This is a genomic window from Parvibaculum sp., assembly GCF_039973015.1.
GTDB lineage: Bacteria > Pseudomonadota > Alphaproteobacteria > Parvibaculales > Parvibaculaceae > Parvibaculum.
Window position 1 is genome coordinate 169,388 of record NZ_JBDWLT010000007.1, and the last position, 17,273, is coordinate 186,660.

At 61.3% G+C, this 17,273-nt stretch carries 18 protein-coding genes and 1 pseudogene; all 19 read left to right on the forward strand.

Annotated elements, in window-relative coordinates:
* Positions 1–324 precede the first annotated feature (324 nt).
* Entirely contained in the window at positions 325–798 is a 474-nt protein-coding gene (locus tag ABJO61_RS05535) for a Na+/H+ antiporter subunit E (protein WP_348327558.1), read from the forward strand.
* On the forward strand, positions 798–1,085 hold the full coding sequence (locus tag ABJO61_RS05540) for a monovalent cation/H+ antiporter complex subunit F (RefSeq protein WP_348327561.1): 288 nt from the start codon (positions 798–800) through the stop codon (positions 1,083–1,085). Before ABJO61_RS05535 ends, ABJO61_RS05540 begins: the two co-directional genes overlap by 1 nt.
* The gene (gene mnhG / locus ABJO61_RS05545; RefSeq protein ID WP_348327564.1) at positions 1,085–1,459 is read left to right on the forward strand and encodes a monovalent cation/H(+) antiporter subunit G; all 375 of its coding nucleotides are present in this window, start codon (positions 1,085–1,087) and stop codon (positions 1,457–1,459) included. Before ABJO61_RS05540 ends, mnhG begins: the two co-directional genes overlap by 1 nt.
* Entirely contained in the window at positions 1,456–2,061 is a 606-nt protein-coding gene (locus ABJO61_RS05550; RefSeq protein ID WP_348327567.1) for a DUF4040 domain-containing protein, read from the forward strand. The genes mnhG and ABJO61_RS05550 overlap by 4 nt, the downstream gene beginning before the upstream one ends.
* 3 nt (positions 2,062–2,064) lie before the next feature.
* Complete coding sequence (locus tag ABJO61_RS05555; protein ID WP_348327570.1) at positions 2,065–2,502, forward strand: Na(+)/H(+) antiporter subunit B; 438 nt, start codon at positions 2,065–2,067, stop codon at positions 2,500–2,502.
* The gene (locus ABJO61_RS05560; protein WP_348327573.1) at positions 2,502–2,921 is read left to right on the forward strand and encodes a cation:proton antiporter subunit C; all 420 of its coding nucleotides are present in this window, start codon (positions 2,502–2,504) and stop codon (positions 2,919–2,921) included. Before ABJO61_RS05555 ends, ABJO61_RS05560 begins: the two co-directional genes overlap by 1 nt.
* Positions 2,918–4,426, forward strand: coding sequence for a monovalent cation/H+ antiporter subunit D family protein (locus ABJO61_RS05565; RefSeq protein WP_348327576.1), 1,509 nt, complete (start codon positions 2,918–2,920; stop codon positions 4,424–4,426). Before ABJO61_RS05560 ends, ABJO61_RS05565 begins: the two co-directional genes overlap by 4 nt.
* 6 nt (positions 4,427–4,432) lie before the next feature.
* On the forward strand, positions 4,433–5,914 hold the full coding sequence (locus ABJO61_RS05570; RefSeq protein ID WP_348327579.1) for a monovalent cation/H+ antiporter subunit D family protein: 1,482 nt from the start codon (positions 4,433–4,435) through the stop codon (positions 5,912–5,914).
* Positions 5,911–6,267, forward strand: coding sequence for a hypothetical protein (locus ABJO61_RS05575; RefSeq protein ID WP_348327582.1), 357 nt, complete (start codon positions 5,911–5,913; stop codon positions 6,265–6,267). Before ABJO61_RS05570 ends, ABJO61_RS05575 begins: the two co-directional genes overlap by 4 nt.
* Positions 6,260–7,954 (forward strand): Na(+)/H(+) antiporter subunit D, encoded by a 1,695-nt coding sequence (locus ABJO61_RS05580; RefSeq protein WP_348327585.1) that lies wholly within the window; start codon positions 6,260–6,262, stop codon positions 7,952–7,954. The genes ABJO61_RS05575 and ABJO61_RS05580 overlap by 8 nt, the downstream gene beginning before the upstream one ends.
* A 56-nt stretch (positions 7,955–8,010) precedes the next feature.
* Positions 8,011–8,448: pseudogene (locus ABJO61_RS05585) on the forward strand (carbon monoxide dehydrogenase subunit G); the annotation flags it as partial.
* Between the two features lie 326 nt (positions 8,449–8,774).
* Positions 8,775–9,239, forward strand: coding sequence for a (2Fe-2S)-binding protein (locus tag ABJO61_RS05590; RefSeq protein WP_348327588.1), 465 nt, complete (start codon positions 8,775–8,777; stop codon positions 9,237–9,239).
* 40 nt (positions 9,240–9,279) lie between these two features.
* Positions 9,280–11,661 carry a xanthine dehydrogenase family protein molybdopterin-binding subunit gene (locus ABJO61_RS05595; RefSeq protein ID WP_348330674.1) on the forward strand — a complete coding sequence of 794 codons (2,382 nt, stop codon included), beginning with the start codon at positions 9,280–9,282 and terminating at the stop codon, positions 11,659–11,661.
* A gap of 22 nt (positions 11,662–11,683) precedes the next feature.
* Positions 11,684–12,481: a xanthine dehydrogenase family protein subunit M gene (locus tag ABJO61_RS05600; protein ID WP_348326230.1), complete on the forward strand. Its 798-nt coding sequence runs from the start codon at positions 11,684–11,686 to the stop codon at positions 12,479–12,481.
* Between the two features lie 36 nt (positions 12,482–12,517).
* Positions 12,518–13,426, forward strand: coding sequence for a MoxR family ATPase (locus ABJO61_RS05605; protein WP_348326232.1), 909 nt, complete (start codon positions 12,518–12,520; stop codon positions 13,424–13,426).
* A 1-nt stretch (position 13,427) separates the two neighbouring features.
* Positions 13,428–14,618 carry a VWA domain-containing protein gene (locus ABJO61_RS05610; RefSeq protein WP_348326234.1) on the forward strand — a complete coding sequence of 397 codons (1,191 nt, stop codon included), beginning with the start codon at positions 13,428–13,430 and terminating at the stop codon, positions 14,616–14,618.
* Positions 14,615–14,947, forward strand: coding sequence for an XdhC family protein (locus ABJO61_RS05615; protein WP_293331776.1), 333 nt, complete (start codon positions 14,615–14,617; stop codon positions 14,945–14,947). The genes ABJO61_RS05610 and ABJO61_RS05615 overlap by 4 nt, the downstream gene beginning before the upstream one ends.
* A gap of 1 nt (position 14,948) precedes the next feature.
* Entirely contained in the window at positions 14,949–15,626 is a 678-nt protein-coding gene (locus ABJO61_RS05620; protein WP_348326236.1) for an XdhC family protein, read from the forward strand.
* The gene (locus tag ABJO61_RS05625; RefSeq protein WP_348326238.1) at positions 15,623–17,257 is read left to right on the forward strand and encodes a molybdopterin-binding/glycosyltransferase family 2 protein; all 1,635 of its coding nucleotides are present in this window, start codon (positions 15,623–15,625) and stop codon (positions 17,255–17,257) included. The genes ABJO61_RS05620 and ABJO61_RS05625 overlap by 4 nt, the downstream gene beginning before the upstream one ends.
* Positions 17,258–17,273 lie beyond the last annotated feature (16 nt).

Sequence of the window (17,273 nt, forward strand, 5' to 3'; positions counted from 1 at the left end):
TACAGGTATGGCCTCAATATTGACCGTACCGGAATTCCTAAATGGTCCGTGGTTCCCTCCCCAAGGACCCCCCTTTATTATGACAACTATAACAGCGTTGCCTGAGCATTGAAAGTGCGCAGGAATATGCGATATCGGCAAAAGGAAATCCGGTCTTTCTTGCCCTCCCATCGGCTGCATTGCATATTGGAATCGTCAAATCGGGTTTCCGGCGCATCGGGCAATGGAGGCTTTGTCCGCCGCGCATTCGTTCGGTACCGGCACAATGACCGGGCAACCGGCGAACCTCTATGGCCATTCGGGCCACATATCCGCAGGGAGATCATGAAAAAGGCCGTCGGGTTACTGGTTGCGTTGTTCGCGCTCTGGCTGGTTTTGTCCGGCTACTTCAAGCCGTTCTTGCTGTCGCTCGGCATTCTTTCCTGCCTGTTCACAGTCTACCTGGCCTCGCGCATGAAGCTTCTCGACGATGAAGCGGTTCCGCTGCAGTTGCGCCCTTCCCTTCTCCTTTACTGGGGTTGGCTCGGCCGTGAAGTGTTCAAGTCCTCCATTGCCGTATCCAAGGTGATCCTTGCGCGCGAGATGCCGATCAGCCAGCAGCTGATCGCCGTTCCCTGCACACAGAAGACGGAAATGGGACACGTGATTTTTGCCAATTCCATCACCCTCACACCGGGGACGGTGACCGTGGAGAGCGGAAACGGACGCTTCCTTGTCCACGCTCTGACCGAGGACTTTGCCGCGCCTGAAGGGTTTGCCGATATGGGTAAGCGCGTCACCGCCGTCGAGGCTCGCTGATGTATATGTTTCTTGCTGTGGTCGCAGCGATCTTCGTTGCAATTTTGCTTGTCATGATTCGTCTTTTCGCCGGGCCGACGCTTTATGACCGTGTGCTTGCCGTCAACACGTTCGGCACCCTCACCGTTCTGCTCCTCAGCGCCCTCGGTTTCGTTACCGAGCGCCCGGACTTTCTGGACATCGCCATTCTCTATGCGCTGATAAATTTCGTCAGCACGATCGCCATTCTCAAATTCTTCCGCTACCGGGGGCTCGGGCGCGGACTGACAAACACGGAGAAGGGCTGATGGACGCGGCCTTCCTCGAACTCGCCCGCGATATCGCGAGCGGCCTGGCCTTCGCAGTCGGCTGCATCTTCATTCTGATAGGCTCTTTCGGCCTTGTCCGTTTGCCGGATGTCTGGTCGCGCATCCACGCAGCCGGTATCGTCGATACGATTGGCGCAGAGCTGATACTCGTCGGCATGATGTTCCAGACCGGTTTCACCCAGACGACATTGAAACTCGCGTTGATCAGCCTTTTCCTTTTCGTCACCAGCCCCACGGCGACCCACGCCGTCGCCAACGCGTCCTTCGTGGCCGGCATCCGGCCTGTCAGGCTACGGCGCAACGAAACGGCAAATGTTCTGGGGGAAAGCGTGGCAGAGGAGCAGAAGCCATGACCGCCAATCTTGTCGGCATCGCAATCATCGATGTTCTGCTCTTCACCTTCCTTGTGATAACCGCCATTGCCATTGCGCGTCTCCGCAATCTCTTCGCGGTGGCGATGCTCGCAGGTGTCTTCAGCCTTCTGTCAGCCGGTCTGTTCGTCACGCTGGACGCAATGGACGTGGCCTTCACGGAAGCGGCCGTGGGCGCGGGCATCTCGACCGTACTGATGCTGGGCACACTTGCGCTAACAGGCAAGGAGGAGAAGAAGCCGGCCCACTCTGCCTTTCTGCCGCTCTTCGTCTGTCTGGTCGCCGGAGCAGCCTTGATATACGGCACACTGGACATGCCTCCCTTCGGTGCCGCGGACAATCCTGTCCAGACGCATGTCGCCCCCGACTACCTCTCCCGGACACCCGTCGAAATCGGAATCCCGAACGTCGTTTCGGCGGTTCTGGCCAGCTATCGCGGTTTCGATACGCTAGGCGAGGCGGTAGTCGTTTTCACGGCTGCCGTCGGCGTCCTTCTCATGCTTGGCACCTCCGGCCGGGGCCACCCCAGCAAGACCGGTGGTCACAAGACAGGGGCCCGCAGGACCGAAGAAGGGAAAGAATAGGCTATGCAACATCACTCCATTCTTCGGGTCGTCTCCAAATTGCTGATCCCGCCGATTTTGGTCTACGCCCTGTATGTGCAATTCCACGGCGAATACAGCCCGGGTGGCGGCTTCCAGGCAGGCGTCGTTTTCGCCGTCGCCTTCATTCTCTTTTCGCTCGTCTATGGCGTCGACGAGCTGACGCGCGTCGTGCCGCCGCGTCTTCTTCATGCGCTGACGGGCATCGGCGTGCTGATCTTCGCAGGCACCGGCATTGTCACCATGCTGCTCGGCGAGGCGTTTCTCAGCTACAATGCCCTGACGGAAAACCCTGTCCACGCACAGGAGTGGGGTATTGTAATCGTGGAGTTCGGCGTCGGCGTCACCGTGGCATCCGTCATGCTGTCGCTCTTCATCGCCTTTACGAGCCAGAATCCTCCGCTCGACGATAAGGACTGGTAATGTCCGATATCGTCTTCGACCTCGAATTCATTCTCGGCCGCTACAACTATTGGATGTTCGTCATTCTGATGATGACGGGCCTCTACATAACGGCGAGCCGTGGCAATCTGATCAAGAAGATCGTTGGACTGAACATCTTCCAGACCGCGGTCTTCATGCTCTACATCTCTATGGGAAAGGTCGTGGGTGGCACCGCCCCCGTTCTCACGGAACAACCCGAGACAATTTATTCGAATCCCTTGCCTCACGTCCTGATCCTCACGGCCATCGTCGTCGGCATCGCGACGACAGCGGTCGGCCTGGCGCTGGTCGTGCGTATACGCGAGGCCTATGGGACGGTCGAAGAGGACGATATCGTGGAAATCGAGCGCGAGATGGAAACTCCGGCGGGCAACCCGCAGGGAGGTTACAGTCAATGATTGCGCTGATCGAAGCGAACCTGCCTGCCTTGCAGGTGGTGCTGCCGCTTGTGGCCGCCCCCATCTGCGCGATGCTGGGCAAGGGTAATCGGGCTTGGGCTTTTGCGACTTTTGCCGCATTCCTGACCTTTGCCATCTCCATATCGCTTTTCATCGCGACCTATGGCGGCGAGGTCATTCCCTATGAAATGGGCGGCTGGGCTCCACCCCTGGGAATTGAGTACCGCGTCGACGTCCTGAACGCATTCGTTCTGATGATTATCTCCGGCATGGCCGCACTCGTCCTGCCCTATGCCCGGCGAAGTGTTGCCCTTGAGATCCCTGCCGACCGGCAGCCCCTCTTCTACACCGCATTTCTGGTGTGCATGACAGGCCTCCTCGGCGTAACGATCACCGGCGATGCCTTCAACGTCTTCGTTTTCCTCGAGATCTCGTCGCTTTCGACCTATGCGCTCGTCGCAGCAGGAGCATGGCGAAACCAGCGCGCGCTTACGGCTGCCTACAACTACCTGATCATGGGTACCATTGGCGCGACCTTCTTCGTTATCGGCATCGGCATGCTCTACATGATAACGGGCACACTGAACATTGCCGACCTCTCTACGAGGATTGCGAACCACGGCGACAGCAGCACCCTGCGCATGGGCTTCGTCTTCATTTTCATAGGTATCGGCCTGAAACTGGCGATGTTCCCGCTGCATCTCTGGCTGCCGAACGCCTACACATTCGCGCCTTCTGCGGTCACTGCGTTTATTGCCGCGACAGCAACGAAGGTCGCTATCTACGTGCTTCTGCGCTTCATGTTCACCGTCTTCGGTTTCGACTACGAGTTCCAGGCCGCCACGCTTGAAAACGTGCTGCTGCCGGTCGCAATCATCGCGATGTTTGCAGCCTCACTCGTCGCAATCTTCCAGGATGACCTCAAGCGAATGCTCGCCTATTCGAGCATCGCCCAGATTGGCTACATGCTGCTTGGCCTCGCCTTCCTGACGCCTACCGGCCTTATGGCAACCATCGTTCACCTCTTCAATCACGCCGTCACCAAGGGCGCGCTCTTCATGATCGCGGGGTGCTATATTCTCGCCGCCGGCACGAGTTCCATATCGGGCCTTCGCGGTATCGGTCGCGATATGCCCTGGACGACAGCGGCTTTCGTTGTGGGCGGCATGGGCCTTATCGGTTTGCCGCTCACGGTCGGCTTCGTCAGCAAGTGGTATCTCGTGCAGGCCGCCCTCGAACTCGGCTGGTGGCCGGTCGCGCTGCTCATCATGGCCTCATCTCTGCTGGCCGTCGTCTATGTCTGGCGCGTGGTCGAGGCAGCCTATCTTCAGCCCGCCCCTGAAGGTGTCACGCGCAAGGAAGCACCACTTTCCATGCTTGTGCCGGCGTGGATACTCGTCGGCCTTTCCATCTGGTTCGGCGTGAACGCCACTCTCACCACCACCGCTGCAAGCCGCGCCGCAGACGTGCTGATCGGCTCGTCGCAAATTCTCTGGGAGGAGTAAGTCGCCATGACCGACGCCAGCGCACTCCTTCTCGCTCTCTCCATTCCAACTGCCGCAATGTTTCTGATCGCAGCCGCAGGCAGCCGCCCGAATATCCGCGATGGCATCAGCATTGTTGCGTCCATCGCCACCTTCGCGGTCGTTCTGCGGCTTCTCCAATCCGTGATAGGCGGCGCGCGTCCCTCCGTGACACTTGTGGAGGTCATGCCCGGCCTCGTCATCAACTTCTCAATCGAACCTCTTGGCATGCTTTTCGCCACAGTTGCGTCGGGATTGTGGATCGTTACGGCTATCTATTCCATCGGTTACATGCGGGGCGCACAGGAGAAGAAGCAGACACGCTTCTATATCTGCTTTGCTCTGGCCATCGCTTCAGCGCTGGCAATCGCCTTCTCCGGCAATCTCTTCACACTCTTCATCTTCTACGAAGTGCTGACGATCTCGACTTATCCGCTCGTCGCGCACAAGGAGACGCCGGAAGCGCGTGCTGGTGCCCGCGTTTATCTCGGCATTCTGATGACGACCTCAATCCTGTTTCTGCTGGTCGCTGTCATCTGGACATGGAACCTCACCGGAACAATGGAGTTCCGCGCCGGGGGCATTCTCGAAGGCCATATCGATCCCGTCTATGTGCCGTTCCTGTTGGCGCTCTTCGCCTTCGGTATCGGCAAGGCCGCGCTTATGCCCTTCCATCGCTGGCTCCCCGCCGCCATGGTCGCGCCAACGCCCGTCAGCGCGCTGCTCCATGCCGTTGCTGTCGTGAAGGCGGGCGTCTTCACCATGCTGAAGGTGGGTACCTATATTTTCGGCGTTGGCTTCCTCAGCAGGACCGGTGCGTCCGACTGGCTCATCTGGGTGGCCGGCGCCTCTATTCTGATCGCCTCCGTCATCGCCCTCACCAAGGACGACCTCAAAGCCCGCCTCGCTTATTCAACGGTCAGTCAGCTTTCCTACATCACCTTGGGCGTCGCGCTTGCGAACCAGATGGGCGTCATTGGCGGCTCCATGCATATCGTCATGCATGCAATGGGCAAGATCACGCTCTTCATGTGCGCTGGCGCGATTTATGTCGCCGTACACAAAACGAAAGTGAGCGAGCTCGACGGGCTGGGCCGGAAAATGCCCGTCACTTTCATCTGCTTCACCATCGCCTCCTTGAGCATCATCGGACTGCCTCCCTTTGGCGGCGCCTGGAGCAAATGGTATCTGCTGCTGTCTGCCGCCGAAGCGGAACAGCTCGTTGCCATCGGTATCCTCATGCTGAGTTCGCTCCTGAACGTCGCCTACCTGTTGTCGATTCCCGGCCGGGCTTTCTTCGCGCCGCAAAAAGGTCAGGCCGCCGTTTCAGGTGGCGTGGAAGAAGCACCGCTTTTCTGCCTGGTTCCCATCTGCGTCACGGCGCTGGGCTGCATCGTCCTCTTCTTCGCCGCAGGCGGTCTCTATGAATATCTGCTCAGCATCCCGATCTTGCCGGAGGCCACACCATGACAGGTCCGAATCCCCCTCGCGCGGGTAGTCCGGCTCGCCTGCCCTGGCTGAGCCGCCACCTGCTCTGGACAGAGGACCGGATCAAGGTCAGGCGCCTCGTCTGGGCGCTCGCGGTTCTTTGCACGGGTCTCGCTCTCGCGGATTTTTTCTATCACAAGCACGTCTACTTCGAGATTGAAGACATCCCGGGCTTTTACGGGATCTACGGCTTCATCATGTGTGTCGCGATGGCCATTGCCGCCAAGGTTTTGCGCGTCCTCGTGAAACGAAACGAAGACTATTACGCGCCTTACTCGGTGGAATCGGAAGAGCACCCGGAAGCGGATCTCGGGCGGGAGAATACCCATGCCTGAACTTCTGACGCCCGCCACACTCTATATCGCTGCCGCCATCCTTCTGCCCTTCCTTCCCAAGGGCCTGCTCAGACAGATCGTTTGCGTCCTCGTGCCCTTCGCGGGCGTGGCCGTTTTCTGGTCTCTGCCACCCGGCACCTACAGCTCCTTCAATCTCATGGGCCTTCATGTCGGGCTCATGCAGATAGACGATCTCTCTCGCATCTTCGGCCTGATATTTTCCATCGCCGCCGTTCTCGCCGCCATTTATGCCTGGCATGTGCGCGATACGATCCAGCAGGTCGCAGGCCTTCTCTATGCGGGCTCTGCCATCGGCGCGGTCTTCGCCGCCGATCTCGTCTCCCTCTTCGTCTTCTGGGAAGGCACGGCCATCGCCTCCGTCTTCCTGATCTGGGCGCGGCGTACCGAAGGCGCCTACGCCGCCGGCATGCGCTATCTCATCGTGCAGATCAGTTCCGGTGTGGTGCTGATGGCGGGCGTCATCCTGCTTTATCGTGAAACCGGATCTGTTGCGTTTGGAGCGATGGAGCTTGGAAGCCTGGCGACATGGATGATCTTCATCGCCTTCGGCGTCAAATGCGCCTTTCCGCTTCTGCATAACTGGATGCACGACGCCTATCCGTCCGCGACGGTGTCCGGCACGGTCATCCTCTCGGTCTTTACGACAAAGCTTGCCGTCTACGCCCTCTTGCGCGGCTTCCCCGGGACCGAACTGCTCATCTATATCGGCGCGGCGATGGCACTCTTCCCGGTTTTCTTCGCTCTGCTCGAAAACGACCTCCGCCGTGTGCTCACCTATTCCCTCAACAGCCAGCTCGGCTTCATGGTTGTCGGCGCGGGCATAGGCACGCCGCTCGCCATAAATGGCGCGGTCGCGCATGCCATCTGCAGCATTCTCTATCAGGCGCTGCTCTTCATGAGCATCGGCGCCGTTCTCTATCGCACAGGCACGGCGCGCGCATCGGCGCTTGGCGGGCTCTACCGCACCATGCCGCTGACGATGTTCTTTTGTCTGCTCGGCGGGGCGTCGATTTCCGCTTTCCCGCTCCTTTCGGGCTTTGTCTCCAAATCGCTCATCCTGAGCGCAAGCGGCTATGAGGAATATTTCTACGTCTGGCTCATTCTTCTCTTTGCTTCGATAGGCGCCTTTGTCCACACCGGGCTCCGGCTCCCCTGGCTGGCCTTTTTCGGTTCGGATAGCGGCAAGCGGCCGAAAGAGGCGCCCGCACATATGAACCTCGCCATGGGGCTTACCGCGCTGCTCTGCGCCGGTATCGGGGGCTTTCCGGCCGTGCTCTATGGATTGCTGCCCAACGATGTCGCTTATGAGCCCTATACGCTTTCCCACATCGTCACGCAGTTGCAGCTTCTCGCCTTCGTAGCGCTTGGCTTCGCGATGTGTGTCCGCTTCGGCCTGCTGGCAAAGCCCGAACGCGGCATCCTGCTCGACTCCGACTGGATCTATCGAAAGTTCTTCTTCGCCTTGACCATCGGCCTCTACAGGCTCGTGAACGGCACATGGAAATTTTCATCCCGCATCACCTTGGCCCGCTTGGACAGGTTCATCGCCGCCATCTACCGCACCCACGGCCCGCAAGGTCCGCTCGCCCGCACCTGGCCGACAGGTTCGATGGTGCTTTGGATGGCGGTACTTCTGGGTATGACGCTGGTTCTGGCCTACATATGATATCCTGAATAAAACTCGACCCGTACGCCGGAAACCAGATCAGAAGGAGACGCCCCATGGAAATGTCAGGCGAATACAAAATTCCGGCCCCGCGTGAAGAAGTCTGGGCAGCACTCAACGATCCTGAAGTCCTGCAGAAATCGATCCCCGGCGCTGAATCCGTCACCAAGACAGCCGACGATGAATTCGAAGCCGTGGCTAAGGCAAAGGTCGGCCCCGTCAGTGCCCGCTTCAAGGGCAAGGTGAAGCTCACGGACATCGACCCGCCGAATGGCTACACGATTTCCGGTGAAGGCAATGGCGGCGCGGCAGGCTTCGCCAAGGGGTCCGCCAAGGTAACGCTCACCGAGGCGGATGGCGGTACACTTCTCGCCTACACCGTGAATGCGCAAGTGGGCGGCAAGCTCGCCCAGATTGGTCAGCGCTTCATCGACTCTACGGCGTCGCGCATGTCGCAGGAGTTTTTCGACAACTTCTCGCAACTCGCGGGCGGCAGCCGTGTCGAGCCTGCCGCATCGGAAACGCCAGAGCTCATCAACGAGATGGAGCACGGCATTCCCGGCAAGTCGCCGGACTACGACGCAATCTCGCCCACGGGCGTCCCGATGATGCCCGACGAGGAAGCAGGCATGAGCCTTTCGCCCTGGGTTTGGGGCCCTCTGGTGATAATCGCTCTCATCTTGCTCCTCTGGTTCATCGGCTTTTGAAGCTGCTTCGAGGGCCCGCGCTTGACGGCGGCGGGTCGAGAGCCGAGACTCTTCAAAACGCTGCGGAAATATAACTCCGCCAGAGGCACAGCTACTCAAGGGAGGTAAGTCGCATGTCCGTTGTTTCCATGACGGTCAACGGCAAGCCCGCTAGCGCCGACGTCGAGGCGCGAACGCTGCTTGTCCAGTTCATCCGCGATGAGCTTGGTCTCACCGGTACGCATGTCGGCTGCGACACCAGCCAATGCGGCGCTTGCGTCGTTCATGTCGATGGCCGCGCGGTGAAGTCTTGCACCATGCTCGCCGCGCAAGCCGAAGGCGCGGAAGTCCTGACCATCGAAGGTCTCGCAAAAAATGGCGATCTTCATCCCATGCAGGCGGCCTTCCGCGAACATCACGGACTGCAATGCGGCTTCTGCACGCCGGGCATGATCATGACAGCCGTGGATATGATCCGCCGCAAGCCGGATCTCGACGAGGAAACGGTGCGCGAGGAACTCGACGGCAATATCTGCCGCTGCACCGGCTACCACAACATCGTGAAGGCAATCCTCGCCGCATCTCAGGAGATGCGCTGACGGAGAGAGCGGAGGAATTTTCTCGGGAGGAGAAATCCAGATGTCGGACAAAGCTTCGGGAGAAGGCATCGGTCAGCCGGTTCGCCGCAAGGAAGACTTTCGTTTCATCACGGGCAATGGACACTACACCGACGACATCAACCGTACCGGCCAAACCTGGGCCTGTTTTCTTCGCTCACCCCACGCTCATGCCCGCATCAGATCGATAGACACATCTGCCGCAGAGGCGGCCCCGGGCGTCGTCGCCGTCTTCACCGGCAAGCATGTCGCCGATGACGAACTGGGCGGCCTCATCTGCGGCTGGACGGTTACCTCGAAAGACGGCACGCCGATGAAGGTCGGCGCCCATCCGATCCTCGCCCTCGATACGGTCCGCTATGTCGGCGATCACGTTGCCATGGTGGTTGCCGAAACACTTGCCGACGCCCGCGCGGCCGCCGAGTTGATCGACGTCGACTACGAGGCGCTGTCCGCCGCTGTCGCGCTCTCCACCTGCCAGAATGAAAAGACCGCGCAGGTTCATCCCGAAGCCCCGCGCAACACTTGCTTCGAATGGGAACTCGGCAACAAGGCCGAAACGGAAGCGGCCTTTGCCAGGGCCGATCGTGTCGTGAAGCTCGACCTCACGAACAATCGTCTCATCCCGAATGCGATGGAACCTCGCGCCGCTATCGGCGAGTTCGATAAGGGCTCCGGCATCTACACGCTCCACACCACCAGCCAGAACCCGCATGTGGCGCGGCTGGTCCTCTCCGCTTTTGTCGGCGTCGCACCCGAACACAAGCTCCGCGTCATCGCGCCTGATGTGGGCGGCGGCTTTGGCTCCAAGATTTTCATCTATGCGGAAGAGACGGCCTGCGTCTGGGCGGCGGCGAAAGTCGGCCGTCCGATCAAATGGACGGGCGACCGCTCGGAAGCCTTCCTGTCGGATGCGCATGGCCGCGACCATCTGAGCCATGCCGAACTGGCGCTCGACAGTGAAGGCAAGTTTCTTGGACTGCGGGTGAAGACCATCGCCAATCTCGGCGCCTATCTCTCAACCTTCTCGGCCGCCGTGCCGACCTATCTCTACGGTACGCTGCTTTCCGGCCAATACGACCTCCCCGCGATCCACGTCGAGGTCGATGGCGTCTATACGCATACGGCGCCGGTGGATGCCTATCGCGGCGCAGGCCGGCCGGAAGCAACCTATCTCGTCGAACGCATGGTCGAAACCGCGGCTCGCGAAATCGGCATGGACCCCGCCGAACTTCGCCGCCGCAACTACATCCGCACATTCCCGCATCAGACCCCCGTCATCATGAACTATGACGCAGGCGACTATGAAGCCTCGCTGGACGCCGCCATGAAGGCCATCGACTATGCCGGCTTCCCGGCCCGCAAGTCGGAAGCCGCCAGCCGCGGCAAATTGCGTGGTATAGGCATGTCCTCCTATATCGAGGCCTGCGGCCTCGCCCCTTCTGCCGCCGTCGGTTCGCTCGGCGCCGGTGTCGGTCTCTGGGAGAGTGCGGAGGTTCGCGTGAACCCCACCGGCAATGTCGAGGTAATGACCGGCTCCCACAGCCATGGTCAGGGCCATGAAACAACTTTCGCACAACTCGTCGCCTCGCGTCTCGGCATCCCGATGGAGCAGGTCGAGATCGTTCACGGCGACACCGACAAGGTGCAGTTCGGCATGGGCACCTATGGCTCGCGCTCCGGCGCCGTCGGCATGAGCGCCATCGTGAAGGCGCTCGACAAGATCGAAGCCAAGGCAAAGAAGATCGCGGCCCATCTCATGGAAGCGGCCGTCGAGGATATTACCTTCGAAAACGGTACCTTCACCGTTCAGGGCACCGACAAGTCGCTCGCCTGGGCGGAGCTTTCCCTCGCCGCCTACACGGCGCATGGGTTTCCCTCCGGCGAGATCGAACCGGGCCTTAAGGAAGGCGCCTTCTACGATCCGACGAACTTCACATTCCCCGCCGGTTGCCATATCTGCGAAGTTGAGATCGATCCCGATACCGGCATCACAAAGATCGCGAAATTTGTCGCCGTCGACGATTTCGGCACTGTCATAAACCCGCTGATCGTCGAAGGTCAGGTTCATGGCGGCATCGCGCAGGGCGTCGGTCAGGCGCTGCTCGAACACGGCGTCTACGATGCAGAGTCCGGCCAGCTCATCACCGGCTCCTACATGGACTATTGCATGCCCCGCGCGGATGATCTGCCAAGCTTCACGCTCGGCTTCACGAAAACCGAAAGCCCGTCCAACCCGCTAGGCATGAAAGGTTGCGGCGAAGCAGGCGCTATCGCCTCCCCGCCCGCCGTCATCAACGCCATTACGGATGCGCTCGGCATCCGTGACATCGAAATGCCCGCGACGCCTGCGCGCGTCTGGTCCGCCCTGCAAGCCGCCGCCCCGCGCGCCGCCGCCGAATAAAGTCAGCCAAAGGAAACGCCCCATGTATCAGTTCCATTATGAGCGCCCGAAAACACTGGCGGATGCCGAAGCTCTTCTCGGCAAGGCGGACGATCCGAAAATACTTGCGGGTGGCCAGACGCTGATCCCCACGCTGAAGCAGCGCCTCGCCATGCCGAGCGATGTGATCGACATCGGCGGCATCAAGGAACTTGATTTCATCCGTGCCGAAGGCGATGCCATCATGATCGGAGCCGGCACGCGCCATGCTACCGTCGCGCAGTCTGCGGATGTGCAGAAGCACAACCCCGCCCTTGCCGCGCTCGCGGGCGGGATCGGCGACCCCGCCGTCCGCCACATGGGTACGCTGGGCGGCTCCATCGCCAATAACGATCCGGCAGCGGACTATCCAGCCGCCTGCCTCGGTCTCGACGCAAAGATCCACACAACAAAGCGTCTCATCGAGGCGGATGAATTCTTCAAGGGCATGTTTGAGACGGCGCTTCAGGATGGCGAGATCATCAAGGAAGTCACCTTTCCGCATCCCGAGAAGGCGGCCTTTATGAAGTTCCGCAACCCCGCTTCGCGCTATGCGATGGTCGGCGTCTTTGTCTCGAAAGGCCCCTGGGGCGTGCGTGTCGCCGTCACCGGCGCCGGTCAGAACGGCGTTTTCCGCGTGGCCGAAATGGAAGAGGCGCTGGCGAAAAACTGGTCGCCCGATGCCGTCGCCGGCATCAATCTGCCCGCAAAAGGACTCAACGCCGACCTCCACGGCACCGCCGAATATCGCGCCCACCTCATCACCGTTATGGCAAAGCGCGCCGTCGCGGCGGCGGGCTGACTTGGCGAGGGCCCGTTCCCGTTCTAGGTTGAGTTCATGACGTTGCCTTCCAATATCGACGAAACCGTCGAGCTTCTCGCGCGCGGCGATTATGTCGCCGACCGTTCCCTTGCGACCGTCATCTTCCTCGCATTGAAGATGGGCCGTCCGCTCCTGCTCGAAGGCGAGGCAGGCGTCGGCAAAACGGAAATCGCGAAAGTTCTCTCGCAGGCGCTTGGCCGCCGCCTCATCCGCCTGCAATGCTATGAGGGCCTGGATACCGGCGCGGCGGTCTATGAGTGGAACTATCAGGCGCAGATGATCGAGATCCGCCTTGCCGAAGCTCAGGGCGTCGAGGATCGCACCGAACTCGGCAAGGATGTCTTTTCCGAGCGTTTTCTCATCCGCCGTCCGATCCTGCAAGCGCTGGAGCCCGCTGTCGAAGGTCCGCCCGTCCTGCTGATCGACGAACTCGACCGCACGGACGAGCCTTTCGAAGCCTATCTCCTCGAAGTCCTTTCCGACTTCCAGGTCAGTGTGCCCGAAATCGGCACCATCAAGGCCGAGCATCCGCCCATCGTCATCGTGACCTCCAACCGTACGCGCGAAATCCACGACGCGCTGAAGCGCCGCTGCCTCTATCACTGGGTCGACTACCCCGACGCGGAGCGCGAACTCGCGATCCTGAAACTGAAGGCACCCGGCACACCGGAAAAACTCTCCCGCGATATCATCGCCTTCGTACAGAAGCTCCGCACCCTCGACCTCTACAAGAATCCCGGCATCGCCGAAACGATCGACTGGGCGGAAGCCCTGACCGCGCTCGACGCCATTTCCCTCGACAAGCAGTCGGTGAACGACACGCTGGGCGCGCTTCTGAAATATCAGGATGACATCGCCCGCGTCGCCGGAAGCGAAGCTGCCCGCATTCTGGAGGAAATTCGGATGGCCACGGCGGCGGAATGACATGGAAACCGCGCCCGGACGTCTATCCGAAAACATTCTGCATTTTGCCCGCGTCCTGCGCCGCGCCGGTCTCCGTGTCGGCCCGCGGCAGGTTCTCGATGCTGTCGAAGCGGTCGAGGCAGCGGGCATAGGCACACGCGAGGATTTCTACTGGACGCTCCATGCGACACTGGTAAAGCGTCACGAGGAACAGGAGATATTCCGGCAGGCGTTCCACGTTTTCTGGCGCAACCCGAAGCTCCTCGACAAGATGATGTCGCTCATGCTGCCGGATGTGAAAACGCCGCCAAACACCGGCGAGGAAGAGCAGAGCCGCCGTCTCGCCGAAGCACTTTTCGGCGAAGGAAGCCCCGCCACCGAGGATGAACCCGATATCGAGGTGGATCGCAGCGAAACCTTCTCCAAGGACGAACTTCTCCGCACAAAAGACTTCGAGAAAATGTCGGTCGCGGAACTGGCCGAGGCAAAGGCCGCCATCTCCCGCCTCCGCCTGACGCTGGATGAACACCGCACAAGGCGCACAAGACCCGCCGCTCGCGGTCAGCTTGTCGATATGCGTTCGACGCTGCGCGCCACGCTCCGCTCCGGTGGCGTCATCCCGCTGAAACGCCGAGACTATCGCCACCGCCGCCCGCCCCTCGTCGTCCTTTGCGATATTTCTGGTTCCATGTCCGCCTATGCCCGCGTCTTTCTGCACTTCCTGCACGCTCTCACCAACGACCGCGACCGCGTTCACGTCTTCCTCTTCGGCACGCGCCTGACCAACGTCACGCGCGAGCTGAAGCATCGCGATGTGGACGAGGCGCTCGCCAGCGTCGCCGCCCGCGTCGAGGACTGGGATGGCGGCACCCGTATCGGCGAGACGCTCCACCGCTTCAATGTGGACTGGGCCCGCCGCGTGCTCGGTCAGGGCGCGACCGTCCTCCTCGTGACCGACGGGCTGGACCGCGATGCAGGCGAAGGCGTCGAAGCGGAGATTGCCCACCTCCATCGTCAGGCCCGCCGCCTCATCTGGCTGAACCCGCTGCTGCGCTATGAGCGCTTCGAACCCAAGGCCCTGGGTGTCAAGGCGCTGCTCCCTCATGTGGACGAGTTCCGCCCGGTCCATAACATCGCCTCGCTCGTAGCTCTGGTCGATGCCCTGTCCGATGCCCATATCGGCAGGAAGCCCGAAAGAAGGGAGGCCGCATGAGCGAAGCCCTGAACCACGACAATGTGCTGGAAGAAGCCGCCCGTTGGCAGGCCGAAGGCCGCAAGGTCGCCCTCGCGACCGTCATCGAAACCTGGGGCTCGGCCCCGCGCCCGGTCGGTAGTCAACTCGCGATCCGCGACGATGCAACCTTCATTGGTTCCGTCTCCGGCGGCTGCATCGAGGGAGATGTCGTCACCCGCGCGCTCGAAACGCTGGAATCCGGCAAGCCGGAAATCCTCGAATATGGTGTCTCTGACGCGATGGCCTGGGAGGTCGGGCTCGCCTGTGGCGGACGCATCCGCGTCATGGTCGAGCCGGTGAAAGCCTGAGATGGACGCCCGCATCCTTCAGCAACTCGTCCGCGACCGTGCTGAAAAGCGCGCCACAGCGCTTGCGACAAGATTAACAGACGGAGTGCAGAAACTTGTTTATCTAACTGATAAACAAGAAGAAAAATGGTTAATTGAAGCTGTTTCTCAGATTCTCGCCAGCGACCGAGGACGCATTGTAGAAGGCCCCGATGGCGAATGGTTCCTCAATCCGTTCAACCCGCCGCTCCGCCTCATCCTTGTTGGTGCCGTCCATATCGCGCAACCGCTGGCCCGGATCGCGAGCCTTGCCGGCTATGACGTGACGGTGGTCGATCCACGCACCTCCTTCGCCTCTGAAGAGCGTTTCCCCGGCACGCACCTCGTCACCGGCTGGCCGGACGAAGCCATGGCCGCCCTCGCCCCTGATGCCCGCACCGCCATCGTCACCCTCACCCACGACCCGAAGCTCGACGATCCCGCCCTCCATGTGGCGCTGCGCAGCCCGGCCTTTTATGTCGGCGCGCTGGGCTCGAAGAAGACCCATGCCGCCCGCGCCGCCCGGCTCGCGGAGGCAGGCTTCGCCGAAGACGAGATCGCCCGTATCAATGGCCCGGTCGGCCTTTCCATCGGCGCGAAAAGCCCGGCCGAAATCGCCATCTCGATCATGGCCCAGATAACGGAGACACTCCGCAAATGATCTTCGGTGACATGGCCCCTGACGAGGCGGAAGGCGCGATCCTCGCCCATTCGCAAAAGATTGGCAGCGAAACCTTCAAGAAGGGCCGCGTCCTGAGCCGGGCGGACATAGCCGCCCTGAAGGATGCCGGCATCGGTCATATCGTCGCCGCACGGCTCGAAGAAAACGACGTCCCCGAAGACGAGGCGGCAGGCGCCCTCGCCGCCGCCCTTGCCGGTTTTTCCGTTCGCGCTTCCGCGCCCTTCACGGGCCGCGCCAATCTCCATGCTGAGGCCGCGGGTGTGATTGGCATCGACCCGGCACGCATAGACGCCATAAACCGCATCGGCGAGGCGATCACTGTCGCAACCATCGCGCCCCACGAAACCGTCGCCGAACGCCAGATGCTCGCCACGGTGAAGGTGATCCCCTTCGCGGTCCCCCGTGCCGATCTCGACAAGGCGCTTGCGATTGCCCGAGACGGCCCCGCCCCCGTCACTCTGCACCGCTTCGAACCCCGGCGGGTGGGCCTCGTCGCAACCCAGCTTCCGAACACGAAGGAGAGCGTCCTCGAAAAAAGCCGTACCATCCTCGATGCGCGCCTTGCCGCCATGGGCAGCAGCATCGCCCGGGAAATCCGCGCGCCGCATACGGCCCGGGGCGTTGCCGGCGCCGTGCAGGCACTCGCGAAGGAAGGCCTCTCGCCCATCCTCGTCTTCGGCGCCTCTGCCACGGTCGACCGGCGCGATGTGGTCCCGGCGGGCATCGTGCTGGCGGGCGGCGATGTCCTCCATTTCGGCATGCCCGTCGATCCCGGCAATCTCCTGCTTCTCGCGCGCCATGGCGAGACGCCGGTCATCGGCCTGCCCGGCTGCGCCCGCTCACCGAAGCTCAACGGTTTCGACTGGGTGCTCGCACGCTTGGCGGCGGGCCTCGAAGTCACACCGCAAGACATCATGGGAATGGGCCTCGGCGGCCTGCTGAAGGAAATCCCGACGCGGCCCCAGCCTCGCGAGGGTGCGGCCGCTCCCGGTGCCCGCGCGCGCATCGCCACCCTTGTCCTCGCCGCCGGCCGCTCCACGCGGATGAAGAGTGCCGATGCAGCTATCCCGAGCAAGCTCCTGATGCCTCTCAGCGGCAAACCGATGATAGCGCATGTCGTGGAAGCCGCCCTCGAAAGCAGCGCCGAACCCGTCCTCGTCGTCACCGGAAATGCGCAGGAGGAAGTCCGCGCCGCGCTCTCGGAGCCGGAAATCACCTTCGTTCACAACCCGGACTATGCGGACGGCCTGTCGACCTCGCTCCGCACGGGGCTCACGGCCCTCCCGGACGATATCGACGGTGTGCTTGTCTGCCTCGGCGACATGCCGGACATCCGCGCGAGCCATCTGGACAAGCTGATCGCCGCCTTCGACCCGGAAGAAGGCCGTACCATCTGTGTACCGACCGTTGCCGGAAAGCGCGGCAACCCCGTCCTCTGGGGCCGCGACTGGTTCGACGCCATGATGGAGGTGAGGGGCGACACCGGCGCCAGGCACCTCATCGGCGAAAACGGAGACGCCGTCTGCGAAGTCCCGATGCCGGACGACGCCACCCTCACCGACATCGACACGCAGGCGGAACTCGAAGCAAGAAAGCTTATTTCAGAATAACGGCCAGGTAGTATAG